Origin of the sequence: Citrobacter sp. Cf088 (assembly GCF_030334295.1) — a bacterium.
GTDB classification, from domain to species: domain Bacteria; phylum Pseudomonadota; class Gammaproteobacteria; order Enterobacterales; family Enterobacteriaceae; genus Citrobacter; species Citrobacter freundii.
In genome coordinates this window covers 1-26,452 of the sequence record NZ_JAOWEE010000043.1, presented here as the reverse complement: position 1 = coordinate 26,452, position 26,452 = coordinate 1, and the positions used below count along the sequence as shown (strand labels likewise).

The following is a 26,452-nucleotide window of genomic DNA, read 5'->3' as shown; positions in this document are numbered from 1 at the left end:
CCGTGAACAGACGTAACTTTATTAAAGCAGCCTCCAGCGGGGCATTGCTGTTGGGCGCAGCGCCGTCCATCAGTCATGCGGCTGCAGAAAACCGTCCGCCGATCCCGGGTTCTCTTGGGATGCTCTATGACTCGACGCTGTGCGTAGGCTGCCAGGCCTGTGTCACCAAGTGTCAGGATATCAACTTCCCGGCCCGTAACCCGGAAGGCGAGCAAACCTGGTCGAACAACGACAAACTGTCTCCGTATACCAATAACATCATCCAGGTGTGGCGTAGCGGAACAGGCGTGAACAAAGACCAGGAAGAAAATGGCTACGCATACATCAAGAAACAGTGCATGCACTGTGTTGATCCGAACTGCGTTTCCGTTTGCCCGGTCTCCGCGCTGAAGAAAGATCCGAAAACCGGCATCGTCCATTATGACAAAGACGTCTGCACGGGCTGTCGTTACTGCATGGTCGCCTGCCCGTACAACGTGCCTAAGTACGACTACAACAACCCGTTTGGTGCGCTTCACAAATGTGAACTGTGTAACCAGAAAGGCGTTGAGCGTCTGGACAAAGGCGGTTTGCCGGGTTGTGTTGAAGTGTGCCCAGCCGGTGCGGTGATTTTTGGTACCCGTGAAGAGCTGATGGCTGAGGCGAAAAAACGTCTCGCGCTGAAGCCTGGCAGCGAATACCACTATCCGCGTCAAACGGTGAAAGCAGGCGATACCTATCTGCATACGGTACCGAAGTACTACCCACACCTGTACGGTGAGAAAGAAGGTGGTGGTACGCAGGTTATGGTGCTGACGGGTGTTCCTTACGAGGATTTGGATCTGCCGAAGCTGGATGATCTTTCAACTGGTGCGCGTTCCGAACATGTTCAACATTCCCTGTACAAGGGCATGATATTACCCCTGGCTGCGCTGGCGGGCTTAACCGTGCTGGTTCGTCGTAACACGAAAAACGACCATCACGATGGAGGAGACGATCATGAGTCATGATCCTAAACCGCTGGGCGGAAAAATAATCAGCAAACCGGTCATTATTTTTGGGCCGCTTATCGTCCTGTGTATGCTCCTGATCGTGAAACGTCTGGTCTTCGGACTGGGCTCAGTCTCCGATCTGAACGGCGGTTTCCCATGGGGTGTATGGATCGCGTTTGACCTGTTGATTGGTACTGGCTTTGCGTGCGGCGGTTGGGCGCTGGCTTGGGCGGTGTATGTTTTCAACAGAGGACAATACCATCCGCTGGTACGTCCGGCGCTGTTGGCGAGCCTGTTTGGCTACTCGCTGGGTGGTCTGTCAATCACCATCGACGTCGGTCGTTACTGGAACCTGCCGTATTTCTACATTCCGGGCCACTTCAACGTGAATTCGGTACTGTTCGAAACGGCGGTCTGTATGACCATCTATATCGGCATCATGGCGCTGGAATTTGCTCCGGCTCTGTTTGAACGTCTGGGGTGGAAAGTTTCTCTCAAGCGTTTGAATAAAGTGATGTTCTTTGTTATTGCCCTCGGCGCGCTGCTGCCAACCATGCACCAGTCTTCAATGGGGTCATTGATGATTTCTGCGGGTTATAAGGTGCATCCGCTTTGGCAAGCTTATGAAATGTTGCCGCTTTTCTCGGTATTAACCGCCTTTATTATGGGCTTCTCGATCGTCATCTTTGAAGGCTCACTGGTACAAGCGGGGCTGAAAGGTAACGGTCCGGACGAGAAAAGTTTGTTCATCAAGCTGACGAACACCATCAGCGTGCTGCTGGCGATTTTCGTGGTTCTGCGCTTTGGCGAACTGATCTATCGCGACAAGCTGTCGTATGCGTTTGCAGGCGATTTCTACTCAGCCATGTTCTGGCTTGAGGTCGTGCTGATGGTCTTCCCGCTGGTGGTGCTGCGCGTCACTAAGCTGCGTAATGACTCGCGCATGCTGTATCTGTCTGCGCTGAGCGCATTGCTGGGTTGTGCAACATGGCGTCTGTCCTATTCGCTGGTGGCGTTCAATCCTGGTGGTGGCTACCACTACTTCCCGACCTGGGAAGAACTGTTGATTTCTATTGGTTTTGTGGCTATTGAGATTTGTGCATACATCGTACTCATTCGTCTACTGCCGATACTTCCTCCTTTAAAACAAAACGATCAAAATCGTCATGAGGCGAGCAAAGCATGAGCCAGAGAATTACTATTGATCCGGTAACCCGTATTGAGGGTCATTTACGCATCGACTGCGAAATCGAAAATGGCGTGGTATCTAAAGCATGGGCTTCCGGTACCATGTGGCGCGGCATGGAAGAGATCGTGAAAAACCGCGATCCGCGCGATGCCTGGATGATTGTGCAGCGTATCTGTGGCGTTTGTACGACCACTCACGCTATCTCTTCCGTTCGTGCAGCAGAAAGTGCGCTGAATATTGATGTTCCGGTGAACGCACAGTATATCCGTAACATCATTCTGGCCGCGCACACCACGCATGACCACATTGTTCACTTCTATCAGCTGTCTGCGCTGGACTGGGTGGATATCACCTCTGCCCTGAAAGCTGACCCAGCGAAAGCATCTGCCATGCTGAACGGCGTGTCCTCCTGGCACCTGAACAGCGCAGAAGAGTTCACCAAGGTTCAGAACAAGATCAAAGATCTTGTTGCCAGCGGTCAGTTAGGCATTTTTGCTAACGGTTGCTGGGGTCACCCGGCAATGCAGTTGCCGCCGGAAGTGAACCTGATTGCGGTCGCTCACTATCTCCAGGCGCTGGAATGCCAGCGTGATGCCAACCGCGTTGTGGCGCTGTTGGGCGGTAAAACGCCGCACATCCAGAACCTGGCGGTAGGTGGGGTTGCTAACCCGATTAACCTCGACGGTCTTGGCGTGCTGAACCTTGAACGCCTGATGTACATCAAGTCTTTCATTGATAAGCTGAGCGACTTCGTTGAGCAGGTTTACAAGGTTGATACCGCGGTCATTGCTGCGTTCTACCCTGAATGGCTGGAACGTGGTCAGGGCGCGGTTAACTACCTGAGCGCGCCGGAATTCCCGACTGACGGTAAAAACGGCAGCTTCCTGTTCCCGGGTGGTTACATTACTAATGAAGATCTGTCGACCTATCGTCCGATCACCTCTCACTCCGATGAGTACCTGATCAAAGGGATTCAGGAGAGTGCGAAACACGCGTGGTACAAAGACGAAGCGCCGCAGGCTCCGTGGGAAGGCACAACGGTTCCTGATTACACCGGTTGGTCAGATGACGGCAAGTACTCGTGGGTTAAAGCACCGACCTTCTATGGTAAAACGGTTGAAGTGGGTCCGCTGGCCAACATGCTGTGTAAACTGGCGGCCAAACGCGAGTCTACTCATGCCAAGCTGAATGAAATCATCGCGATTTACACCAAGCTGACCGGTAAAACTATCGAAGTGTCTCAGCTGCACTCTACGCTGGGTCGTATTATTGGCCGTACCGTTCACTGCTGTGAACTGCAGAACGTTCTGCAGGATCAGTACAACGCGCTGATCGTGAACATCGGTAAAGGCGACCACACCACCTTCGTGAAACCGGATATTCCGGCAACGGGCGAATTCAAAGGTGTTGGTTTCCTCGAAGCGCCGCGCGGTATGCTGTCTCACTGGATGGTGATTAAAGATGGCATTATCAGCAACTACCAGGCGGTTGTACCGTCAACCTGGAACTCTGGCCCACGTAACTTTAATGATGAAGTGGGACCGTATGAGCGCTCGCTGGTAGGTACGCCGATTGCCGATCCAAACAAACCGCTGGAAGTGGTTCGTACCATTCACTCCTTCGACCCTTGTATGTCATGTGCGGTGCATGTGGTGGACGTTGACGGGAACGAAGTGGTCTCAGTTAAGGTTCTGTAATGCGGATATTAGTCTTAGGGGTCGGCAATATTTTGCTGACCGACGAAGCCATCGGGGTACGTATCGTTGAGGCATTAGAGCAACGGTACATCCTGCCAGACTTTGTTGATGTTCTGGACGGTGGTACGGCTGGGATGGAGCTTCTCGGCGATATGGCGAACAGAGATCATCTGATCATTGCTGATGCCATTGTGTCGAAGAAAAACACGCCAGGAACGATGATGGTCCTGCGGGATGAAGAGATCCCGGCGCTGTTTACCAACAAAATCTCACCGCACCAGCTTGGCCTGGCCGACGTTTTGTCGGCCCTGCGTTTCACCGGCGAGTTTCCGAAAAAGCTGACGTTAGTCGGCATTATTCCGGAATCACTGGAGCCGCATATCGGGCTAACGCCAACGGTCGAAGCGATGATTGAACCTGCGCTTGAGCAGGTTCTTGCCGCGCTTCGCGAATCAGGTGTTGAAGTGATCCCTCGGGAGGCGGCTCATGTCTGAGGAGTTTGTCGGTTTTCAGACGGCCCCGAAGATGCAGATTCAGGCAGCGTTTGAAGAGGTTGCCCGGCGTTCGATGCACGATCTCTCTTTTCTGCATCCGAACATGCCGGTATATGTCTCTGATTTTACGCTGTTTGAAGGGCAGTGGACGGGGTGTGTTATCACACCCTGGATGCTCAGCGCACTGATTTTCCCTGGACCAGACCAGGTCTGGCCGGTACGTAAAGTCAGCGAAAAAATCGGGCTGCGTCTGCCGTATGGCGAGATGACCTTTACCGTTGGTGAACTGGAGGGCGTATCACAATACCTTTCCTGTTCACTGATGTCGCCGCTTTCGCACAGCATGTCTGCGCAAGAAGGAGTGCGCCTGACTGACGATTGTGCGCGAATGCTGTTATCGCTGCCGGTGAGCGATCCAAATGCGCCGCAGCTCAATCGCCGCGCGCTGCTGCTGGGTCGTCGGAACTGCGAAAATGCATGAGCTGTCCCTTTGTCAGAGCGCGGTTGAGATTGTTCAACAGCAGGCAGAGCAGCACGGTGTCAAACGTGTAACCGGCGTTTGGCTGGAAATCGGGGCGCTCTCCTGCGTTGAAGAGAGCGCCGTGCGTTTCAGTTTCGACATCGTCTGTCAGGGGACGCTGGCGCAAGGGTGTGAGCTGCATATTGATTACAAGCCAGCCCAGGCATGGTGCTGGGATTGCAGTCAGGTTGTGGAAATCACCCAGCATGATGCGCAGTGTCCACATTGCCAGGGGGATCGTCTGCGAGTTGATGCGGGCGATTCACTGAAAGTGAAAAGTATTGAAGTCGAATAACCCATAGGTTGCTATGGGGCGGAGTCAGATATGTGTATTGGAGTCCCTGGTCAGGTTCTGGCCGTTGGTGAAGATATTCACCAGCTTGCGCAGGTTGAAGTGTGCGGCATCAAACGTGATGTCAATATTGCCCTGATTTGTGAAGGTGATACGGCTGAGCTGGTCGGGCAATGGGTGCTGGTGCACGTAGGGTTCGCCATGAGCATCATTGATGAAGATGAAGCTAAAGCCACGTTAGACGCACTTCGCCGTATGGAGTACGACGTCACCAGCGCGTGATTTTATGCCGGATGGCGCAGCGCTTATCAGGCCCGCGCCTTATATGTAGGCCGGATAAGGCGTTTGCGCCGCCATCCGGCATCTTACGTTAACCCTGGCGCTTATCTTCGGTATGGGTATCGAAGTCGCTGGCGTCATGGCGTTCATGAAGCTGCTCGTTCAGCGGTCCGTTGGTACGGTTCACAATACGACCACGCTTAACCGCCGGACGCGCCGCAATCTCTTTTGCCCAGCGCTGCACGTGCTTGTAGCTTCCTGCATCAAGGAACTCTGCCGCGTCGTACACGTTACCCAGAACCACATTGCCAAACCACGGCCAGACAGCCATATCGGCGATGGTGTATTCATCTCCGGCGACAAACTGATGCTGCGCTAACTGTTTATCCAACACGTCAAGTAAGCGCTTGGCTTCCATGGTGAAGCGATTAATCGCGTATTCAATTTTAACCGGCGCATAATTATAGAAGTGACCAAAGCCACCGCCGAGGAACGGGGCAGCACCCTGTAACCAGAACAACCAGTTTAGCGTTTCAGTACGTTTTGCCAAATCCTGCGGCAAGAAATAACCATATTTTTCCGCCAGATAGAGTAGGATTGCGCCAGATTCAAATACGCGAACCGGTGGGTTTTGCGAGTGGTCACGCAGTGCCGGGATCTTCGAGTTCGGATTCACCTCAACAAAGCCGCTGGAAAACTGATCGCCATCGCCGATGCGGATAATCCAGGCATCGTATTCCGCGCCCTTCACGCCCTGCGCCAGCAACTCCTCCAGCATAATCGTCACTTTCTGCCCGTTTGGCGTACCCAGCGAATAGAGCTGCAGCGGATGCTTGCCAACCGGCAGCGTTTTCTCGTGTGTAGCGCCGGAAACAGGGCGGTTGATATTGGCGAATGCGCCGCCGTTCGATTTTTCCCACGTCCAGACTTTCGCGGGCTGATAGGTATTGTCTGACATAGTGACCTGCCTTCTGAGTGGTTGTTTGATGCAGTGTAGCAGCCAGGTAGAACTCAATTTAACAGATTGGGACTTTATGCCGTTTTGTGCTGAAAGGGGAAGATAAATCTAACCCGTTCATTGTATCTGGCCCGTACTCCATGAAGAGGAAATCATTGTTGCACGGAAATTGCTACCGTATTCACCATCAAAAATTGGCGGTGAATAAGCAGTAATAATGAAAAAGGGTGTTCCAGGAGTAAGCGGTTATCAGGGCCCGGCGGGTGGGTGGGGCGCGGTAAAAGCCGTCACTGCTTCGCTGTTTTCGCAAAAGGCTGTCGCCCGCGACATTATCGCGATGTTTAAAATGAACCAGGTGAAAGGGTTCGACTGTCCGGGCTGTGCATGGCCGGACCCTGGCCATCGGGCACCGATGGAGCTGTGCGAAAATGGCGTTAAGGCGGTTTCCTGGGAGACAACCAACAAGAAAGCGTCACCAGAATTTTTCAGCCGTCACCCGGTTTCCACACTCTGGCATTACAGCGATTATGAGCTGGAAAACATCGGTCGTTTAACGCAGCCGATGAAATACGATGCCGCGTCAGACACATGGCAGGCGGTGGATTGGGATATCGCCTTCCAGGAAATCGGCGAGCGTCTGCGCAGTTATGATTCAGCCCAGCAGGTTGAGTTTTACACCTCCGGCAGAACGTCAAATGAAGCAGCGTTCCTGTATCAGTTGTTTGCCCGCGAATATGGCAGCAGCAACTTCCCTGATTGCTCAAACATGTGCCACGGACCGACCAGCGCAGGGCTAACGCCGGCCATTGGCCTTGGAAAAGGAACCGTTGAACTTGAGGACTTTGACCACTGCGATCTGGTGATTTGTATCGGGCATAACCCAGGCACTAACCATCCGCGCATGCTGACCACCTTACGCGACGTTGCCAAACGCGGGGCTAAAATTATCTCCATTAATCCGCTGAACGAAAGGGGGCTTGAGCGCTTTAGCTTCCCGCAAAGTCCGAAAGAGATGTTCACCGCCCAGGCGACGGAGCTGAGCAACGACTACTACCAGGTAAAAATGGGCGGTGACGCCTCGCTGCTCAAAGGCATCATGAAGGCGCTGATCGAAATGGACGAAGCGCGGATCTTACTGGATCAGCAGCCAACGCTCGATCATGCGTTTATCGATGAGCACACCGCCGGATATGCCGCGCTGTATGATGACTTACGCCAGCGTAGCTGGGCGGAGCTGGAACAGGACTCAGGCCTGACGCGCAGTCAGATGGAAGATCTGGCGCACAGCTACAGTAAATCCCGCGCCACGATTGTTTGTTACGGCCTGGGCATCACCCAGCATAAAAACGGCACTGAGAACGTCCAGCAACTGGTAAACCTGCTGCTGCTGAAAGGCAATATAGGTAAGCCTGGGGCGGGAATCTGCCCGTTACGCGGTCATTCTAATGTGCAGGGCGATCGTTCTGTGGGGATCAACGAAGCGGCGTCCGAAGATTTCCTGCAACGCCTTGAGACGTATTTTTCTATCCGTGTTCCGCGTAATCATGGCCGTTCCAGCGTGGAGAGTATTCGGGCCATCGAGCGGGGCGATGCAAAAGCGCTCATCTGCATGGGCGGCAATCTGGCGGTGGCGATGCCCCAGCCGCAGCGTACCTTTGCGGCGATGAAAAATCTGGATCTGCAGGTCCATGTGGCGACCAAACTGAACAGATCGCACCTGCTGCTGGCAAAACATAACTATCTGCTCCCCGCGTTGGGTAGAACCGAGCGCGATCTGCAGGCGACGGGCATTCAGTCTGTGACCGTCGAAGACTCAATGTCGATGGTCCACGCGTCCTGTGGCGCGCTGAAGCCGGCTTCCCGCTGGCTAAAATCCGAGCCCGCGATTGTGGCGGGCATGGCGCGCGCAACGCTGCCGCTTTCGCCGATCAACTGGGAAGCGTTAACCGGGGACTACGCTCTGATCCGTGACGCCATTGAAGCCGTGATCCCCGCATTCCACAACTACAACGCCCGTATTGCCGAGCCGGGCGGATTTCGTATGGATACGCCTGCTTCGCGCCGTGAATGGCGAACGGAGAATGGCAAAGCCAACTTTATCGTCAGCCATCAGCGGGCGGTAGAGCGGGAAAATCAGCCTGCCGATACGCTGATACTGGCGACGCTACGCAGCCACGATCAGTACAACACCACGATTTATGGTATGAACGATCGCTATCGCGGCATTACCGGTCGTCGGGATGTGGTGTTTTTAAGCGCCGAAGAAGCGATGAGCCGCGGTCTGAGCCAGGGTGATGTGGTCAACGTTCAGGCGCTGGACGACAACGGTCAGTCCTGCGCGGATCGCATCATGTACGGCTTAACGGTGGTGATTTACAACATGGCGGCGGGCTCAATTGGCGCGTATTTGCCGGAAGCGAATGTCCTGCTGTCGCTGGATGCGGTGGATACACAAAGTTTGACTCCGGCCTATAAAAGCGTGCCGGTAATCCTTACCCAGGTGTAGTTCCTGTTGTGAATTTTTCGCCTCTGAGCGCCAGTCGCTGCGTTGAGGTGTATGATGATGTCGACCTCTGTCCGGTTAGTGTCGCAGAGCAGGCAATCAGAGCGAAAAATTCACGCCAACCTGCTCAGGCTGTATTGTTTTGAGGTAAGGTGCATGAGCAAAGGAACGACCAGTCAGGATGCCCCATTCGGGACATTATTGGGCTACGCCCCAGGTGGCGTAGCAATCTACTCTTCAGATTACAGCTCCCTCGACCCACGGGACTACGACGATGATGCGGCATTTCGCAGCTATATCGACGACGAATACATGGGCCACAAATGGCAGTGCGTAGAGTTCGCACGCCGCTTTCTCTTCCTTAACTATGGCGTGGTCTTCACCGATGTAGGCATGGCCTGGGAGATCTTCTCCTTACGCTTCCTACGTGAAGTGGTGAATGACAATATCCTGCCGTTACAGGCATTTCCCAATGGTTCACCCCGCGCACCGGTAGCAGGCGCGTTGCTTATCTGGCAAAAAGGCGGCGAATTTAAAGATACCGGCCATGTGGCGGTCGTCACCCAGTTGCTGGAAAACAAAATCCGTATTGCCGAACAGAACGTGCTCCATACGCCGCTGCCTCCCGGACAGCAGTGGACCCGCGAGCTGGAGATGGTGGTTGAAAACGGTTGCTACACCCTGAGGGATACCTTTGACGACACCACCATCCTTGGCTGGATGATCCAGACCGAGGATACTCGTTACAGCCTGCCGCAGCCGGAGATCGCCAGTGACTCACTGAAAATTGGCGGCGCGCGACTGGAAGATAACGGGCAGTTTGACGGTAAATGGCTGGATGAACAGGATCCGCTGCAAAAAGCCTACGTGCTGGCGAATGGGCATGTGATTAATCAGGATCCGCATCAGTACTTCACCATTACCGAAAGTGCCGAGCAGGAGCTGATCAAAGCCACTAACGAGCTGCACCTGATGTACTTGCACGCGACCGACAAGGTGCTGAAAGACGATAACTTGCTGGCGCTGTTCGATATTCCGAAAATCCTCTGGCCGCGCCTGCGCCTTTCCTGGCAGCGTCGTCGGCATCATATGATTACGGGTCGTATGGATTTCTGTATGGATGAACGTGGACTGAAGGTGTATGAGTACAACGCCGATTCCGCCTCGTGCCATACCGAAGCTGGCTTGATTCTCGAAAGATGGGCCGAGCGTGGCTACACAGGGCAGGGACACAACCCGGCTGAAGGGTTGATCAACGAACTGGCGGGTGCCTGGAAGCACAGCCGCGCACGTCCGTTTGTCCACATCATGCAGGATAAGGATATCGAAGAAAACTATCACGCGCAGTTTATGCAGCAGGCGCTGCGTCAGGCCGGGTTTGACAGCAAAATTCTGCGTGGCCTCGATGAGCTACGTTGGGATGATGCTGGTCAACTGATTGACGGTGACGGTCGCCTGGTGAACTGTGTCTGGAAAACCTGGGCGTGGGAAACCGCGATTGAGCAGGTGCGAGAGGTCAGCGAAACAGAGTACGCCGCGGTACCAATTCGTACCGGGCATACGAATCAGGAAGTGCGTTTAATCGACGTGTTGCTGCGCCCGGAAGTGCTGGTCTTCGAACCTCTGTGGACGGTGATCCCTGGCAACAAAGCGATTCTGCCGATTCTGTGGCAATTGTTCCCGCACCACCGCTATCTGCTTGATACCGATTTCACTGTTAATGATGAGCTGGCGCAAACCGGTTATGCGGTGAAACCTATTGCAGGACGTTGTGGCAGCAACATCGATCTGGTGAGTCATCAGGAAGAGCTGCTGGATAAAACCAGCGGTAAGTTTGCCGAGCAGAAGAACATTTATCAGCAGCTTTGGTGTCTGCCAAACATTGCCGGTAAATATATTCAGGTTTGTACCTTCACCGTAGGCGGTAACTACGGCGGTACCTGCCTGCGCGGCGATGAGTCGCTGGTGATTAAGAAAGAGAGCGATATCGAGCCGCTGATAGTGGTGAAGGAAGAGTAATCTTTTGGCATGTTCTTGATTGAAATACGAAAAGCTGGAGTATATCTCCGGCTTTTTTATTTATAGTTAAATTGGTGCTGATTAACTTTAAATAAGTTTCGTGATGTATATATAAGGGCGTAAATATTTTTAAGATTAATGTCTTATAACTTAAATGCATTCGTTTAATGAATATATTCACCAATGATTAATTTTCGTCGCTTGTATCAGATAAATATTTTATTGATTTTAATTTTAAATAATAAACACTAATGTGTTATTTGGTTGATTAGTGATATCGATCAAGTTTTCTCCCGTGGAATATATCGGATTCCGACTGCGTACTAATTATAATCATTAATTGTCATTAACAGTCATTATTGACTGCCCACAGAAATGACGTTGTAAGAAACACGTTGAGCGATTAGAAAATGCTCCGTCAGGAAATGCACAATATCGGCAGGAATCGCCGGTCTGAGAGGGACGTATGGGTGACAGTTTTCAGAATGAAGTGCCGACAACACGCGTTAATATTAAGTTAGATTTACATACCGGAGGCGTGCAAAAAAAGGTTGAATTGCCGTTAAAACTTTTGACCGTGGGGGATTTCAGTAATGGTAGAGAACAACGACCATTATCGGAGCGCGAAAAGGTTGATATTAATAAGAATAATTTTAATGATGTGTTAGCTAAGTTCTCACCAGTGGTTAATTTGAGTGTTAAAAATACGTTGGCTGGTGATGACAGAAAGGACGATATTAACCTTACCTTTAAAAATATCCGCGATTTCGAACCCGAACAGGTCGCAAGAAATATCCCACAATTACGTGTTTTGTTAGCTATGCGTAACTTACTGCGTGACCTGAAATCTAACTTACTCGATAACGCCGCTTTTCGTCGCGAGCTGGAAATCATCCTTAAAGATCCGGACTTGAGTCAGGAATTGCGTGATGAACTGGCAACGATGATGCCGGAAGAGATTTAAGGCTATACAGGGTTTCCTCCGCTAAATCGGCAGGAATAGTAAAGGATCATAAAAGGAATATGTTGATGTCTGTTCAGGAACATACCTCTTCAGTCGCGACCACCACGACCAGTGAACGTAGCGTTTATCAATCCCTCTTTGACAAAATTAATCTTGCCCCGGTTTCGACATTAAAAAACGTCGATGCGTGGCAGAGCGATGAAGCGCTATCTGATGCCGCTCCGGCTGAACGCGTGACCGCTGCGATTCAGGTTCTGGTTTCATGTCTGGCGGATGCTGCACAGCCCGTAGAGCGCCTGGATAAAACGCTGCTCGATGAGCAGATTGCTCGCCTGGATAAGCAAATTAGCGACCAGGTTAATGAAGTTATGCACCATGCTGAATTTCAAAAACAAGAATCGCTCTGGCGTGGTTTGCATTCGATGATCACCGGCATCGATTTTCGCCGAAATGTCCGTGTAGAAATGATGGATATCAGCAAGGATGCGCTGCGTGATGATTTTGACGACGCGCCGGAGCTTATCCAGAGTGGGTTATACCGCCATGTTTATATTGAAGAATATGATCAACCAGGCGGCGAACCCATTGCGGCAATGATTTCAGCGTACGAATTTGATAACAGTCCGCAGGATATTGCACTGCTGCGCAATATTTCTGGCGTGTCGGCTGCTTGCCATATGCCGTTTATTGGTGCCGTTGGGCCGAAATTCTTCCTGAAAGAAAATATGGAAGAAGTCGCGGCCATAAAAGACATCAATGATTATTTCGAACGTGCTGAATACATCAAGTGGAAAGCATTTCGTGATAGCGATGATTCACGCTACATCGGGCTGACTATGCCGCGTGTGCTGGGTCGCCTGCCGTATGGCCCAGATACGGTGCCGGTACGCAGTTTTAACTATGTTGAAGAAGTTAAGGGGCCGGATCACGAAAAATATTTGTGGACCAGTGCCTCTTTCTCTTTCGCTGTGAACATGGTGAAAAGTTTTATCAAGAATGGCTGGTGCGTCCAGATCCGTGGGCCACAGGCGGGCGGCGCGGTTAAAGATTTGCCTATCCATTTGTACGATTTAGGTACAGGTAATCAGGTGAAAATCCCGTCTGAGGTAATGATTCCGGAAACCCGCGAGTTTGAATTCGCCAACCTCGGTTTTATTCCGCTTTCTTATTATAAGAATCGTGATTACGCCTGCTTCTTCTCTGCTAACTCGGCTCAAAAACCTGCACAGTTTGATACTCCGGAAGCGACGGCTAACAGTCGGATTAACTCACGTCTGCCGTATATCTTCCTGCTTTCTCGTATCGCTCACTACCTGAAAATCCTGCAGCGAGAAAACATTGGCACGACTAAAGATCGCCGTCTGCTTGAGCTTGAACTTAACAACTGGCTGCGCAGTCTGGTAACCGAAATGACCGATCCTGGCGATGATTTACAGGCATCACACCCGCTGCGTGATGGGCGTGTCGTGGTGGAGGACATTGAGGATAACCCCGGTTTCTTCCGCGTGCGCCTGTACGCTATTCCGCATTTCCAGGTTGAAGGTATGGACGTCAGTCTGTCGTTAGTTTCACAAATGCCTAAGTCGAAATCTTAACGACGCAGCGCACAGGAGGTGCGATGAAGATCTATCGTCCGTTATGGAGCGAGGGGGCCTTTCTGGCTCCCCAGCAGTTTCAGCAACAGACTCGTTGGGATGCCTATGTCGCTGACGTTGTGGCTCACATGTCACTTTCATCACCGTGGGGCGTCATCAGCGCGGAGTTTGACGAAAGTGCGCTAACGGTTTCCCGTTTGAATCCCGTTAATCTGGTGGTGCGCTTCCCTGACGGTACGTTAGTGGATACAGGTATTTCAGATAACCTGCCTCCGGCGTGTGATTTATCGCACCTTACTGGTTACAACAGCGTTGATATCGTGCTGGCATTGCCGCTGCTTTCGGCTAATGGCGGTAACCTTTCATCAGGCAACGGCGTTAGCCGCCCGTGTCGCTGGCAGCAGGAATGGCTGCCAGTGCAGGATCTCGCAGGCCAGGAGCAGACTGATATGGCGGTGCTGCGGCATGCTATTACCCTCCGGTATGCCCACGACGATAACAGCGCTTATCTCACCTGTCCGGTAGCTTGCCTTATTCGTAATGCTCAGGGGCAATGGGAATTAGGGCACGATTTTTTACCACCCTCGCTTTCACTCTCAGCGAGCCCCTCATTAATCAATTCGCTCGGTGATTTGGTACACCGTATCCAGGCCCGTTGCCGCCGTCTGATGGCCTTGCGCCGTGAAAGTAATGAACGAATGGCGGATTTTGCGGTAGCAGACGTTTCATTGTTTTGGCTGCTGAATGCGCTTAATAGCTCGGAGCCTGTTCTGAAAGAAATGCTGCAAAACCCAGGTCGTCACCCCGAGCTTTTGTGGCGGGAGTTGGCGCGGTTAGCCGGCAGCCTGCTGACCTTTTCATTAGAAAATGATGTCAGCGTTGTACCTCCATACCAGCACGCAAATCCGCAGCAGGTATTCCCGCCACTGTTTGCACTGCTGGTGGAACTACTGGAAGCCAGCCTGCCATCTCGCGTTGTCGCGATTGAACTGACGCAGGAGCGACAGTTCTGGTATGGCGCTCTGTCGGATGCACGGCTGCGTGAAGGCGCTGATTTTTATCTTTCCGTTCGTTCGCCTCTTCCTGCGCATGTCCTCCTGACGCAGTTTCCACAGCTGTGTAAAGCAGGAAGTCGGGCTGATGTGTCAGATGTCGTCAATGTGGCACTCAGCGGCATTCCATTAAAACCGCTGACGCATGTACCCGCCGCTATCCCACTACGACTCGAAAATCAATATTTTGCTCTTGAGATTAATCATCCAGCCGCCCAGTCCATGCTGGACGCCGGTAATTGCGCTTTCTATGTGCCGGGAACGTTGGGAGAGATTCAACTTGAGCTCTTTGCAGTATTAAGGGATTGAAATAAATGAATAAGGATATTGATCAGGTGTTCTGGCCAACCTGGCTTGCTGTAAGCCAATTACGCGATGGGCCGGAAGTTGACGATGGGGCTGCTTTCTATCGCCAGGCCTGCCAATGGATTGATTCTGCACGTGAGGCCTTGCGTGATATGGGATACAGCGAACACAGCGTTGAGCACATGCTCTATACGCAATGTGCATTACTGGATGAAAGCGTGTTGAACCGCAACCGTCAGGATAGCGGTTATATCACCTGGCTTGCGACACCTTTACAGGCCCGCTATTTCAACACCACCAATGCCGGGGAAGAACTTTGGGAGCGTATTCGCACCGTTCTGCGCGAGCCCGTTCCTGATACCGCCGTATTAACCTGCTTTTATCGCGCAATCACGCTCGGATTTGTGGGGCGCTATCGTGAGCAAGGTGACGAACGTCGCGAAGATGTTCTTGAGGCGCTGGCGACTCAGGCGATGCCTTTTAAATTAAAGCACGATGCGCCGGTAATTATGCGGGCTTCCGGCTTCTCTGGCGGTAAGCGCCGCTGGTGGCTGGCATGGCTTGTCGGCGCGCTGGCGTTAGGTGCTTTATGGCTCACATTTTCTCATGTCTTACAAGGGCAGATTGCTCAGCTTATTGGGCAGGGTTAAGACATGGCTCAGTTGCGAGGGATCGTGAACTATGTACTGGCGACCGTGCTGGCTTTGTTGCTGGTCTGGGGATTCAGTCCGTTAAGTGCAGGTGTTCGCAGTGGTCTTACCGTCTTTATTTTACTGCTTTCCATTCCTGGAATCGTTTATGGCTGGCGCCAGTATGGTCGGCTGACGTCTGCTCATGACGTTCCGCTCCCTCCAGAGAGTTTCAGTGGGCCTGTTGTGCTGGTATGTGGCGATACTGCCCCCTTGTTTGCCGGACGTGGCGATTCCTGCGAGAGTTCACAGGGCTGGTATTTATCTGTTCAATCCCCAGAGCATTATAGTGCTCTGGTTCGTCAGATAGCTGTGCAGCGTCCGGGGCTTCTTATGCGTGTCTCCGTGATGCTGGCGTTAATCCCGGAACGGCATAATGATGAAGATGCGCTTAAGCACATGCTGCTCAGTTGGCGGCGGGTGGTGACCCAGAGTCGGCGTTGGTTATCTGGTATACCGCCATTTTGGCTGTGTTGTTGGCTGAATTCTCCTCAATGCAATGAGACTGTACGTTGGTTTATTCGCACCCCTCAGGATGCTGAAGTGCAGTCGGCTACAGGATTAGATGATTGTGTTCCTTTCTCATCGCAAGAGCACTCTGCTCGCCATTCTCATCTTACACATGCAGTGTGGTTAGATACTTTACTGGGTTGGCTGAAGAAGGAGCAGGGCGACGCCGAGCGCCATGTTCCGCCACTTTTCTCTGCTTTACGGGTTGTGTGTTTCACCTCATTAGCGGTCTGTGAAAATAATCTGTGGCAACGGCATATCACCGATCGGACAACGATTTCTCCTGCGGTTTCTGCAGCGTCCGAACTGCTGCCTTTTCCTGATTTAGCATTGCCTTTTTTATCCCGCCGCCGGGCGCTGACAGCATTTCAACGAACGTTGGGTATAAGTGGTCTGCTATGCGGCATTTTTGTCGGACTGGCGATGGCATGCAGCTTTATCAATAACCAGCATCTCATCAGGATCACAAACGATCATCTGACGCTATACCGCCATCTTAGCGGCAACCCTGTCGAGCCAAAGATTCAGGCTCAGGATCAACTTCGTCGGGATGCGCAGCGGCTTGATCGCTGGTATCAGCGCGGCGAACCCCTTTCTCTTTCAATGGGATTGTACCAGGGGATGAGATTGATCCCACCTTTGCAGGCCGCAATTAGCGACTGGTTGCCACCTGAAAAACCAAAAGCGATCTCCCCGCAAACCGTGCGTCTCAACAGCATGTCGCTGTTTGATACGGGCAAATGGGCGCTAAAAGCGGGTTCAACAAAAGTACTCATTCGAGCTTTGGTCAATATCAAAGCCAGACCCGGTTGGCTGATAGTCATCGCCGGGCATACCGATGATGTGGGTGACGATAAATCTAATCAACAGCTCTCTCTCAAACGTGCGGAATCTGTTCGCGACTGGATGCGTGATACCGGTGACGTCGCAGAGAGCTGCTTTGCCGTTCAGGGTTACGGTGAATCACGTCCCTACAAAACCAACGATACGCCGGAGGGGCGGGCTGCCAACCGCCGTGTAGAGATCAGTCTGGTACCGCAGGCTGATGCCTGTCGGGTACCGGGAATGAAGGAACCGTCACCGGAAGGCGGTGACGCATTAGCGAAGTAAAAATGGAGAAAAAGTTATGGCAATTCCAGTCTACCTTTGGCTGAAAGACGACGGCGGTGCGGATATCAAAGGCTCTGTTGACGTGAAAGACCGTGTGGGCAGTATCGAAGTAGTGGCTCAGGAACATAACCTGTACATCCCTACCGATAACAACACCGGTAAGTTGACCGGGACGCGTATCCATACCCCATTCCTTTTCACGAAGGAAATCGATGCCTCCAGCCCGTATCTGTATAAGGCTGTAACGACCGGTCAGACCCTGCGCCAGGCAGAGTTCAAATGGTATCGCATTAATGATGCGGGTCAGGAAGTGGAATACTTCAACACCACTCTGCACAACGTGAAAGTGGTGAAAGTAAACCCTGTGATGTACGACATCAAGGATCCGGCTAAAGAGAAGCACAACCACCTGGAGCAGATTGAACTGCGCTACGAGAAGATCGTCTGGACGTATAAGGATGGCAACATTATCCATTCTGACGCCTGGAACGAGCGTACCACCGCGTAATGCACTAACGGATGAGGATTTCCTCATCCGTTTTTTTATGCCCTCTGCTGAGCGTCCGGAGTGGGGGTTAAGCAGAGAGTATCAACGTCACTTATTACCTTATGGGCATTGGATTACGGCCACGGGCGGTAGCATGCCTGAATACAGGGAGTCAGGAACCAAATGGAACACCAGTCAGCAGTGTTATTACGTCGTCTCAACCCCTACTGCGCTCAGGCGCTTGAAGCGGCAGCATCGTTATGCCAGACGCGCGCGCATGCAGAAATCACGCCTGAACACTGGTTACTGAAGTTGCTTGAGCAGGGGGAGGGCGATATTACCGTCATCGCTCGTCGCTATGAATGGGATATCGACAATCTCTGGCAGTCGCTGCTGGCGCATCTGGATGTTCAGCCTCGTTCCGTGAAAAGCCGCCCGCAGTTGTCTGATGCGCTTCTTTCTTTAATGCAACAAGCGTGGCTATGCGCCGCAACGGATGAAAATTCGCAGATACGGGGTGTGCACTTGCTGATGGCGCTGGTAGGCAAGCCGTCATTGCTGAAGTGCGATGGCCTGTGGCCTCTTCTGAGCGCAGGACATACTCAACTGGAACGCCTCCTGCCGCTATTAAATGTCCAGTCTGATGAGCGGCCGGAAAGACAGCAAGAAGCCGCTCTGGCGCAGGTTTCCTTTGATGATGAACCGCGTCCTGGACCGGCTGAATCGATGTTGTCGCCAGCATTACAAGGCGTGCTCGATAAATTTACGCAGGACGTTACCGCGAAAGCGCATGCCGGCGGTATCGACCCGGTATTTGGTCGCGATAATGAAATTCGTCAAATGGTGGATGTGCTGTCCCGTCGGCGAAAAAACAATCCCATTCTGGTTGGGGAACCCGGCGTCGGCAAGACCGCTCTGGTGGAGGGGCTGGCGCTGCGTATTGCGGAAGGTAACGTGCCGGATAGCCTGAAAGCGGTGACGTTACGCACGCTGGATCTTGGGCTGCTTCAAGCGGGGGCTGGAGTGAAAGGTGAGTTTGAGCAGCGGTTGAAAAATATCATTGATGCCGTTCAACAATCACCAATACCGATTTTGCTCTTTATCGATGAAGCACACACCATCATTGGGGCCGGTAATCAGGCGGGAGGCGCAGACGCAGCCAACCTGCTAAAACCCGCTCTGGCCAGAGGAGAATTACGAACCATTGCGGCGACCACATGGAGCGAATATAAACAGTATTTTGAGCGTGATGCTGCGCTGGAGCGGCGTTTTCAGATGGTGAAAGTGGATGAGCCGGATGATGACACTGCCTGTTTAATGCTGCGCGGTCTGAAATCACGCTATGCGGAACACCATGGCGTTCACATCACCGACGACGCGGTTAAAACCGCCGTTACGCTCTCTCGCCGCTATCTTACTGGGCGGCAATTACCCGACAAAGCCGTCGACCTGCTGGACACCGCAGGTGCAAGAGTGCGGATGAGCCTTGATACCGTTCCGGAACCACTGACGCGTTTGAAGTCGGAGATAACTGCGCTTGAAATTGAAAAGCAGGCGTTGCTTGCCGATCTCGCGCTAGGAAATGGTCAGCATGGTGAAAGGTTGGCGAGCATTGAACAGCATGAAAATCGTCTGCTTGTCGAGTTAGATGAACGCGAAACCCAGTACGGTCAGGAATTAGCGCTCACTGAGCAACTGCTGGCCAGCCGCCGTGATATTTCCCGTCAGGCGGAGACGGTTGAATTGCAGCAGCAGCTTAGTGTGCTTCAGCAGGGTCATCCTTTACTGTTTCCGGATGTAGACGCGCGCACTGTCGCAACGGTGATCGCCGACTGGACTGGTGTACCATTATCTTCATTAATGAAGGACTCCCAGACAGACTTGCTGACGCTTGAAACTCAGATGGGAAAACGCGTTGTCGGGCAGGATTATGCGCTGAATGCCATCGCGCAACGACTGCGCGCATCAAAAACGGGTCTTACGCCGGAAAACGGCCCGCAGGGTGTGTTTCTGCTTACCGGACCAAGCGGTACCGGGAAAACGGAGACGGCGCTGGCGCTGGCCGAGATTCTGTTTGGCGGTGAAAAATCGCTGATCACCATTAATCTGTCTGAATATCAGGAGCCGCACACCGTGAGCCAGCTCAAGGGCTCGCCTCCGGGATACGTGGGTTATGGTCAGGGAGGGATCCTGACCGAAGCCGTGCGAAAGCGCCCCTATAGCGTGGTACTGCTGGATGAAGTCGAAAAAGCGCATCGCGACGTCATGAACCTGTTTTATCAGGTATTTGACCGTGGTTTCATGCGCGATGGCGAAGGCCGTGAAATTGATTTTCGCAATACCGTTATTTTGATGACCTCCAATCTTGGCGGCGATGCCGTGATGCAGCTGCTGGAAGAACAGCCGGAAGCGGCAGAGCCCGATCTGCATGAACTACTGCGCCCGCTTTTGCGCGACCATTTTCAGCCGGCGCTGCTGGCACGTTTCCAGACCATTATCTATCACCCGCTCAGTGAACCAGCGCTGCGCACCATTGTACAAATGAAGCTGGATCAGGTTAGCCAGCGATTGCAGCGCCACTACGGTATCACCACGACGATATCCGAGAACCTTTTTGATGCCCTGACCGCCGCTTGCCTGCTACCGGATACGGGGGCGAGGAATATTGACAGCCTGCTGAATCAACAAATCTTGCCAGTGCTCAGCCAGCAGTTGTTAACGTATCTTTCCCGGCAGCAAAAACCTCTGCAACTTACTTTAAGTTGGCGTGATGAAGAGGGAATTGAACTGATATTTGATAGCAAGTGAAAAATAAAACCCAGTGAAAAGACTAGCGCTGGGTTTTATTTTGTATCGGGATATGCGTTGCGCTAAAGGACTAAATATGGATGGTGCTAAAGATCTTGCAAAAGATATGCTCGAAGCTATTAATGTTGATGATTCTGGATTTATTGCTGCTTTGGTAAAAGGGCTTATATCATTTCCTGTTAGTATGGGGTATTTGGCCTATGATTTTATGGACACAGAACATCGCAGAGCGAATGAAGATGACAAATACAGGTTTGCCAGACTTATTAATAAGGTGGGATTTAATAAGGAGCTGGTAGGTCAGGTTGTTGGAGTTTTTATTGATGATTTTTCTTCTCGACTGGATGTTGCTTTAATGGCAGAAAAAATAGCTGGAAATAGTGCTGGAAGGATGATTTTCTCAGAGCTAACTGGCGTTAAAATTGGGGCTGTTATTTCTAATCGGCTAGTCACGGTATTTTTTTCAGGTGCTGCTATAGGCTCGCTTCTTACGCTGGGAGCGGAAGTATCCAGAGCAATCTATACATCTCGCTATCTGGCTGCAAGGAGTCCAGGTCATTATCAAAAATTGAAGGATATGGGGGACCTGGATCTGCTTTATTTTCTGATAGAAGATCTTGTTTCACCTTTTGAAAAAGCAATTGAATTTCACAATGCAAATTTAGTTTTTTTTAATGAGGTTTGCCAATGTTTTCTGGACGGCTTGGGAAGTTTAGAGAAATAGCCAGATATTTAATGTATTATTTTTCATATCTGGCTGGTAATATCTTATGTATGTTTGGTATTGCCTTTTCTATTTGGTTCTTCTTTATTTCTGACGATGGATTTAGATATTTATGGGGCGCGGGAGGTTTTTTATTGATTGTTTTTGGGTATTTTATGATGAAATTTGGCTGGCCTCACGTACGTAGTAATTGGGATGATTATCTGTGATTTTTATTTAATGGAAAACTGTTTTATTCAGTTTTTATTATGGTTTATAAACGCGTAATTATAGTTTATTAAACGGAGTTAACGCTATGAATATGGAAATAGCATCAGGGCCCACGCTTAACCGCTACAGTTTATCGGTTTCTTCATGCCCGCATGAACTGGATGTGGAACGTTTTGAGGGGCTGGAGCAGTTAAGTGTCCGTTACCATTATTCAGTCCGTTTTACCTGCAGCGCTTCAGAGCTGACTGCCGGTATGTTCCTGAACCAGCCGGCTTTGCTGACCATGAAAGGCGGGGAATTACTGCATGCCCTGCCCGTGAAATTCGTCCACGGCGTGGTGACCCATTTCCGGCGTCTGACGGGGTCGCGCGACCAGGTCAGCCATGAAATCATCATTGAGCCTTATCTCTCCCTGCTGGATAAACAGTTCCGCACGCACCGCTTCTTCATAAACAAATCGGTCCCGGAAGTGGTGAGTGAAATCCTGCAGGAGCACGCCCTGCATGGCTGGGAGTATGAATTCACGCTGACACAGAGTTATCCGAAGCGTGAACAGATAAATCAGTACCAGGAGAGCGACCTGGCGTTTATTGAGCGTCTGCTGGCGGAAGTGGGGATATTTTACTTCTTCACGCTGCAGCCGGACACCCGGACGGAAGTGGTGCATTTTGCAGACCAGCAGAGCGCCTATGAGTTTGATAAACGGCTGGCGCTGAACAGCCCGTCAGGAATGAGCGACAGCGGGGCGGACTCCGTCTGGGGACTGAACATCCTGCACCAGGTGGCACCGGCGGGAGTGACGACAAAAGACTATAACCACCGCGAAGCGCAGAAGGTGCTGCAGTCGGCGAGGGCGGATATCACCGGCGGCGAAGGCGAGGAAATGCGCTATGGCGAGGTGTATCACTACAAACCGCGCCATCTTGAAACCGGGGATGCATTCGATCCGGCGGCGGAAACCGGGAACTTCTGGGCGCGACTGGACCACGAGCGTTTTCTGGCGGAGCAGACGCTGATAACGGGTTTCAGCACGGATGCGGGGTTACGTCCGGGACAGGTGCTGACGATAACCGACAACAGCGTGCCGTCGACGCTGCCGGGCGTGCTGCAGCAGCCGGTGGTGGTCATCCGGGCCGGTTTCAGCGGCAGCAGGAAGGATGCGCTGAGGGTGACGCTGGCGGCGGTGCCGTACAGTGAGACGCAGTGCTGGCGTCCGGCGCTGAAGGCAAGACCGAAGGTTAGCGGCACGCTGACGGCACGGGTCAGCAGCCCGAAGAGCGGGGATATCTACGCGCATCAGACGGCGGAGGGGCTGTACCGGGTGAAGTTCGATGCAGACCAGGACAGCAAACAGCAGGGTTACGAGAGCATGCTGCTGCGCCTGGCCAAACCCTACGGCGGCGACACCTACGGGATTCACTTCCCGCTGATACAGGGCACAGAAGTGGCGGTGGCGTTCCATGAAGGTGACCCGGACCGGCCCTATATAGCCCACGCGCTGCACGACTCCCGGCATCCTGACCACGTGACACAGGCAAACCACACCCGCAACGTCATTCGCACACCCGCGAACAACAAGCTGCGCATGGAAGACAAACGGGGCGAGGAGCACGTCAAGCTCAGCACCGAGTACGGCGGCAAGACGCAGCTGAACCTGGGGCATAATGTGGATGCACAGCGTGCGCTGCGGGGCGAGGGAGCCGAGCTGCGCACAGATGACTGGGTGGCGGTACGCGGCGGGAAAGGGGTTTTAATTAGTGCCTATAACCAGCCGCAGGCTCAGGGAGAGATGCTGGATATGCGTGCTGCAATAGCTGAGTTGCAAAATGCACTCGAGCTGGTTACAGCTTTAGCGAACAGCGCCAAAGTATCAGGTTCACTTGATGCTGATATTGCTTCGCAGCAAGAACTGACGAAAACGCTGGCGCAACTAAAAGGGGCGGGTTTGTTACTGAATGCACCTGCTGGTATAGGTGCGGCCACACCCAAAAATATTCAGCTAACAGCGGGTCATTCTCTAACCGTAACGACAGGTGAGAACGCAGATCTGACGTTGTTTAAACGTCTGACCGTTGCCGCTGGCGAGGCAATCAGTTTGTTTGCCCAAAAAATGGGGATGAAAATTTTTGCCGCCAGAGGAATGGTCGATATTCAGGCACAAACTGATGCCATGCGATTGCAGTCAGATAAAACGATGAATATTAATAGCGTTAATGGTGACATTGTTTTAAACGCCCAACAGGGAATTACGCTTACCAGCACTGGCGGAGCGTATATAAAAATCAAAGATGGATCCATCGAGCTTGGCGCACCGGGGAGTCTTAAGCTAAAAAGTCCTGATATCCAGTGGGGCGGAGTAGGTATCCTGGAAAAAGCGCTTAAGCCGATGACTGTTTCTGACCCGCAATATAAATACCCTATGAATGGTTCTTTTCAGATCGTTGATAAAGGGGATGGTAAGCCTAAACCGTACATTAAATATCGTATTGAAACTGAAAGTGGTGAAACTATTCGTGGTGTGACTGATGAGAATGGATATACCCAATCTCATTACGGCCTTGAACCTCAGACTATGAAGTTATTCTTTGAATAAAACCAGGTTGGTATCATGAGCGATACATCCAGATTACCCGTAGCAGAGAATCAATTAAGTAAAAAAGAAAATAACACCGTACAGATATCACATGAATCATGTGATATTTATTATTGCACCGAAAATCAGGAATTATTATTCCTAACGACGGCAGCAGCGAAAAATCTTGATGAGCATGCCAGTGAAATAATGACGGCAGTTGATGAATTCCATCAGGCTAACGAGGAATACTCTAAAGCTGTTGAGGAATTTGGTGTTTTAAATTCGAAAATAGAGGAAAGTGCCGCTCTTACTGACAAAGAGAGTAATGTCACTCATAAAGAAGCTGATTTGAGTGAAAAAAGAGATGCTTTACAAAAGATTATGGGAAAATTTTCGTCTGAGGGGGCAGGTTATGAGGATGTTGTTGAACTCATCCCCATCTCTCGAAAAAATGGTGGCGCTGGTACTAAGAAACGCTATGCTTTTGCAAAGAAAGGATATGTTGATAATTTGGGGGCGGGAGTCAGACATAAAGTAAAATTTAAACAATCTGATGCGGATAATATCCTAAAGAGAGAAAATGGTAACATCACAGGAATTTCAGTTTCTAAATTAAAAAAACAAATTAAAGATCTGGAGTTTGAAAATAAAGGCATAAATATTTTTGAACCAATCGATAAAAAACTAATAGATGAGACGTTAACGGGCTGGGCAGATAGCTGGAATAACAGTCTGGTTTCGCATAAAGAAATTGGTCAGTTTATCGATTTTTCAGCTGGCGCACAGTTTATGCGCTGCTCGTCTAATTTGGCGGCTTCAGCGGAATGGGATCCAGCAACCGGCGAGTTGGCTATCAAAGGTGAGTTCAAGGCCACGCTTTCTCTGGCTTCTGGCATTGTTGAAACGACATTTTATCTTCCGGATCGTATTGGCTGGAGCCTGACATTTCAACCTGAAAATCGAACTGAACCATTAAAAATGGGAATGCTCAGAGTCTATCTGAAAACCTCACTGATTGGCTTTGTGGGAGCCTCTGCCCAGGCAGAAGCGCAGTTGCAGATTACCACCTATGGCGGTAAGCAAATGATTATGGGTAACAGCGCCGGGCGTCTACCGAGATTTAGTGAACGGCATGTGACAGGAGCGACTTTTCATAAGGCTAGAGAGGAAAACGAAGATGGCGCCAAAGTGAGCGCAGAAGCGTTTGGCGGCGCGCGCGCAGAACTAAAGCTCGCAGGTGGAGTACAGTGGTTGCAGCCGCCGGAACTTACCGTACGCCAGGGCAAGACCGGAGACGATGCCAAAGAAGCTAACGAGTTCGCCGATTTTTGTACCTTTACTGAAAGCCTGGTCGGAATGGCCGGCGCCGGAATTGGTGGTACTTTTCAGTGTGATTTTGTTAACGGTAAGTTTTGTTTCAAAATCGCCGCCAGCCTCTGTGTCGGGATTGGGGCAAAAGGCAGTTTTGAAGCAGAAGTGGATTTTGACAAATTTTATGAATTTTCAAAATGGCTCATTTATCAGCTTTATGGATTAGACTACGCCTTTTTCGAAATAGTGGCACAGAAAGCTTTTGAAGCATTTACCCAGGTCAGTGTTTTGTTGCTTTCGGATATAGAGGGTTCAATTAAAAATGGATTATCAGCTTGCAGTGAAACGGTCAAGTCAATAGGGGAGAAATTTAACTCCTTAATTGAAAATATTGAATCCGTCTTTGATGAGTCTGAAAGAAGAAATCAGTTAGCAGCAAATATTATTAAGAGCCCCGATTTACTTCTGATGCGTACCCCTGAGGCCAAAGGAATATTACTCTACCTGCTTACCCGCCATGGTGCCGCAGATCATGTTGATTTTGATAATCGCGGTGATTATCTCATCGATATTTATCAGGATCGCAAGCAGGCGATTATTGTTGTGTTGCAATCCATTCAGACGCAGCGGGAGTGGTTCCAGATATTTAGCCGATTTAATGCCAGTGGAAGTGACATGGCAGAGGGTAACTCTGCCTTGAAATATATGGAGGCGCAAAATTCAATGAACGCGGTAAGGCGTTTTCTCCAGGAAGGTTTCGATAAAGTCAGTGAAATGGATCTTATCTATAAAAGATTAAGAACGACGCCTGCCTGGGGATATGCCCTGACGATGAACAATACCACTGCGTATCGCTTAACGACGGCGGATAACCCCTTTTATCCGCGTATGGGAACATTTTCACCGCTGTCTGGCACAAATTCTGAGGAATGGTCATGAAGATAAAATACCCGTTATTACTCCTGAGTCTGGCTGTCAGCGCGATGGCTGGCTGCGATCAAAAAGCTGCCTCAGTCACACCCTTGCACAGTGCGGAAGACCAGGCCCGGCTGCAGGAATTTGTGGCGCAGATAAAGTCAGAGCAGGTATTTGTGGAAGGAGGTGAATATCTGATGGGGGATTTTGGCGAAGAGTATGGCGTGGAAAGACTGCAGTACGACGGGCGTAAAGACAGCAAACCATTACACAG

At 51.3% G+C, this 26,452-nt stretch carries 20 protein-coding genes and 1 pseudogene; 20 read left to right on the top strand and 1 reads right to left on the bottom strand.

Annotated features, from left to right (window positions below):
- Positions 1–2 precede the first annotated feature (2 nt).
- Genes hybA through hybG form a run of 7 tightly spaced genes read left to right on the top strand, consistent with a single transcriptional unit; the run spans position 3 to position 5,445 of the window.
- Positions 3–989: a hydrogenase 2 operon protein HybA gene (gene hybA, locus OGV71_RS07910; RefSeq protein WP_003828357.1), complete on the top strand. Its 987-nt coding sequence runs from the start codon at positions 3–5 to the stop codon at positions 987–989.
- Positions 979–2,157 (top strand): Ni/Fe-hydrogenase cytochrome b subunit, encoded by a 1,179-nt coding sequence (gene hybB, locus OGV71_RS07905; protein WP_003024479.1) that lies wholly within the window; start codon positions 979–981, stop codon positions 2,155–2,157. Before hybA ends, hybB begins: the two co-directional genes overlap by 11 nt.
- Positions 2,154–3,857, top strand: coding sequence for a hydrogenase 2 large subunit (hybC, locus tag OGV71_RS07900; RefSeq protein WP_003024476.1), 1,704 nt, complete (start codon positions 2,154–2,156; stop codon positions 3,855–3,857). Before hybB ends, hybC begins: the two co-directional genes overlap by 4 nt.
- Positions 3,857–4,351, top strand: a complete 495-nt coding sequence (locus tag OGV71_RS07895; RefSeq protein ID WP_204583279.1) for a HyaD/HybD family hydrogenase maturation endopeptidase — start codon at positions 3,857–3,859, stop codon at positions 4,349–4,351. The genes hybC and OGV71_RS07895 overlap by 1 nt, the downstream gene beginning before the upstream one ends.
- A complete protein-coding gene (hybE, locus tag OGV71_RS07890) occupies positions 4,344–4,832 on the top strand; it encodes a hydrogenase-2 assembly chaperone (protein ID WP_003024465.1) in 489 nt (162 codons plus the stop codon). Before OGV71_RS07895 ends, hybE begins: the two co-directional genes overlap by 8 nt.
- The gene (gene hypA / locus OGV71_RS07885; RefSeq protein ID WP_003024462.1) at positions 4,825–5,166 is read left to right on the top strand and encodes a hydrogenase maturation nickel metallochaperone HypA; all 342 of its coding nucleotides are present in this window, start codon (positions 4,825–4,827) and stop codon (positions 5,164–5,166) included. Before hybE ends, hypA begins: the two co-directional genes overlap by 8 nt.
- Before the next feature lie 30 nt (positions 5,167–5,196).
- Positions 5,197–5,445 (top strand): hydrogenase maturation factor HybG, encoded by a 249-nt coding sequence (hybG, locus tag OGV71_RS07880; RefSeq protein WP_003024459.1) that lies wholly within the window; start codon positions 5,197–5,199, stop codon positions 5,443–5,445.
- Positions 5,446–5,533: 88 nt separating this feature from the next.
- Here the strand turns inward: hybG and yghU are convergent, their stop codons facing one another.
- A complete protein-coding gene (yghU, locus tag OGV71_RS07875; protein WP_003024455.1) occupies positions 5,534–6,400 on the bottom strand; it encodes a glutathione-dependent disulfide-bond oxidoreductase in 867 nt (288 codons plus the stop codon).
- A gap of 217 nt (positions 6,401–6,617) precedes the next feature.
- On the opposite strand from yghU, the gene OGV71_RS07870 reads away from it, so the two are divergent.
- From OGV71_RS07870 to OGV71_RS07810, 13 genes and pseudogenes are all read left to right on the top strand, one after another.
- A complete protein-coding gene (locus OGV71_RS07870; RefSeq protein ID WP_204583281.1) occupies positions 6,618–8,906 on the top strand; it encodes an FdhF/YdeP family oxidoreductase in 2,289 nt (762 codons plus the stop codon).
- Between the two features lie 153 nt (positions 8,907–9,059).
- On the top strand, positions 9,060–10,922 hold the full coding sequence (gss, locus tag OGV71_RS07865; protein ID WP_103856756.1) for a bifunctional glutathionylspermidine amidase/synthase: 1,863 nt from the start codon (positions 9,060–9,062) through the stop codon (positions 10,920–10,922).
- A 466-nt stretch (positions 10,923–11,388) separates the two neighbouring features.
- Positions 11,389–11,886: a type VI secretion system contractile sheath small subunit gene (gene tssB / locus OGV71_RS07860; RefSeq protein WP_286533016.1), complete on the top strand. Its 498-nt coding sequence runs from the start codon at positions 11,389–11,391 to the stop codon at positions 11,884–11,886.
- Between the two features lie 65 nt (positions 11,887–11,951).
- Positions 11,952–13,481 carry a type VI secretion system contractile sheath large subunit gene (gene tssC / locus OGV71_RS07855; RefSeq protein WP_268046644.1) on the top strand — a complete coding sequence of 510 codons (1,530 nt, stop codon included), beginning with the start codon at positions 11,952–11,954 and terminating at the stop codon, positions 13,479–13,481.
- Between the two features lie 23 nt (positions 13,482–13,504).
- Complete coding sequence (gene tssK / locus OGV71_RS07850) at positions 13,505–14,842, top strand: type VI secretion system baseplate subunit TssK (protein ID WP_003024443.1); 1,338 nt, start codon at positions 13,505–13,507, stop codon at positions 14,840–14,842.
- Positions 14,843–14,847: 5 nt separating this feature from the next.
- Positions 14,848–15,489, top strand: a complete 642-nt coding sequence (tssL, locus tag OGV71_RS07845; protein WP_003024441.1) for a type VI secretion system protein TssL, short form — start codon at positions 14,848–14,850, stop codon at positions 15,487–15,489.
- 3 nt (positions 15,490–15,492) lie between these two features.
- The gene (locus tag OGV71_RS07840) at positions 15,493–17,148 is read left to right on the top strand and encodes an OmpA family protein (protein WP_048218587.1); all 1,656 of its coding nucleotides are present in this window, start codon (positions 15,493–15,495) and stop codon (positions 17,146–17,148) included.
- 16 nt (positions 17,149–17,164) lie between these two features.
- Positions 17,165–17,656: a type VI secretion system tube protein TssD gene (gene tssD / locus OGV71_RS07835; protein WP_003024437.1), complete on the top strand. Its 492-nt coding sequence runs from the start codon at positions 17,165–17,167 to the stop codon at positions 17,654–17,656.
- Between the two features lie 162 nt (positions 17,657–17,818).
- Complete coding sequence (gene tssH / locus OGV71_RS07830) at positions 17,819–20,443, top strand: type VI secretion system ATPase TssH (RefSeq protein WP_268046651.1); 2,625 nt, start codon at positions 17,819–17,821, stop codon at positions 20,441–20,443.
- A gap of 76 nt (positions 20,444–20,519) precedes the next feature.
- Positions 20,520–21,167 (top strand): Ssp6 family T6SS pore-forming effector, encoded by a 648-nt coding sequence (locus OGV71_RS07825; RefSeq protein ID WP_286533014.1) that lies wholly within the window; start codon positions 20,520–20,522, stop codon positions 21,165–21,167.
- 295 nt (positions 21,168–21,462) lie between these two features.
- Complete coding sequence (locus OGV71_RS07820; RefSeq protein ID WP_286533012.1) at positions 21,463–23,970, top strand: type VI secretion system Vgr family protein; 2,508 nt, start codon at positions 21,463–21,465, stop codon at positions 23,968–23,970.
- A 15-nt stretch (positions 23,971–23,985) separates the two neighbouring features.
- Positions 23,986–26,202, top strand: coding sequence for an ATPase (locus tag OGV71_RS07815; protein WP_286533009.1), 2,217 nt, complete (start codon positions 23,986–23,988; stop codon positions 26,200–26,202).
- Positions 26,199–26,452: pseudogene (locus OGV71_RS07810) on the top strand (formylglycine-generating enzyme family protein); the annotation flags it as partial. The gene OGV71_RS07815 and the pseudogene OGV71_RS07810, both read left to right, overlap by 4 nt.

What these genes read in the sequence shown, in the direction of transcription:
- yghU (WP_003024455.1), bottom strand. Translation starts at nt 6,400, where the DNA reads ATGTCAGACAATACCTATCAGCCCGCGAAAGTCTGGACGTGGGAAAAA.
- gss (WP_103856756.1), top strand. Translation starts at nt 9,060, where the DNA reads ATGAGCAAAGGAACGACCAGTCAGGATGCCCCATTCGGGACATTATTG.
- tssD (WP_003024437.1), top strand. Translation starts at nt 17,165, where the DNA reads ATGGCAATTCCAGTCTACCTTTGGCTGAAAGACGACGGCGGTGCGGAT.
- tssH (WP_268046651.1), top strand. Translation starts at nt 17,819, where the DNA reads ATGGAACACCAGTCAGCAGTGTTATTACGTCGTCTCAACCCCTACTGC.
- tssB (WP_286533016.1), top strand. Translation starts at nt 11,389, where the DNA reads ATGGGTGACAGTTTTCAGAATGAAGTGCCGACAACACGCGTTAATATT.
- OGV71_RS07825 (WP_286533014.1), top strand. Translation starts at nt 20,520, where the DNA reads ATGGATGGTGCTAAAGATCTTGCAAAAGATATGCTCGAAGCTATTAAT.
- OGV71_RS07870 (WP_204583281.1), top strand. Translation starts at nt 6,618, where the DNA reads ATGAAAAAGGGTGTTCCAGGAGTAAGCGGTTATCAGGGCCCGGCGGGT.
- OGV71_RS07815 (WP_286533009.1), top strand. Translation starts at nt 23,986, where the DNA reads ATGAGCGATACATCCAGATTACCCGTAGCAGAGAATCAATTAAGTAAA.
- hybB (WP_003024479.1), top strand. Translation starts at nt 979, where the DNA reads ATGAGTCATGATCCTAAACCGCTGGGCGGAAAAATAATCAGCAAACCG.
- OGV71_RS07840 (WP_048218587.1), top strand. Translation starts at nt 15,493, where the DNA reads ATGGCTCAGTTGCGAGGGATCGTGAACTATGTACTGGCGACCGTGCTG.
- hybG (WP_003024459.1), top strand. Translation starts at nt 5,197, where the DNA reads ATGTGTATTGGAGTCCCTGGTCAGGTTCTGGCCGTTGGTGAAGATATT.
- tssL (WP_003024441.1), top strand. Translation starts at nt 14,848, where the DNA reads ATGAATAAGGATATTGATCAGGTGTTCTGGCCAACCTGGCTTGCTGTA.
- tssK (WP_003024443.1), top strand. Translation starts at nt 13,505, where the DNA reads ATGAAGATCTATCGTCCGTTATGGAGCGAGGGGGCCTTTCTGGCTCCC.
- hybC (WP_003024476.1), top strand. Translation starts at nt 2,154, where the DNA reads ATGAGCCAGAGAATTACTATTGATCCGGTAACCCGTATTGAGGGTCAT.
- hybE (WP_003024465.1), top strand. Translation starts at nt 4,344, where the DNA reads ATGTCTGAGGAGTTTGTCGGTTTTCAGACGGCCCCGAAGATGCAGATT.
- hypA (WP_003024462.1), top strand. Translation starts at nt 4,825, where the DNA reads ATGCATGAGCTGTCCCTTTGTCAGAGCGCGGTTGAGATTGTTCAACAG.
- tssC (WP_268046644.1), top strand. Translation starts at nt 11,952, where the DNA reads ATGTCTGTTCAGGAACATACCTCTTCAGTCGCGACCACCACGACCAGT.
- OGV71_RS07820 (WP_286533012.1), top strand. Translation starts at nt 21,463, where the DNA reads ATGAATATGGAAATAGCATCAGGGCCCACGCTTAACCGCTACAGTTTA.
- OGV71_RS07895 (WP_204583279.1), top strand. Translation starts at nt 3,857, where the DNA reads ATGCGGATATTAGTCTTAGGGGTCGGCAATATTTTGCTGACCGACGAA.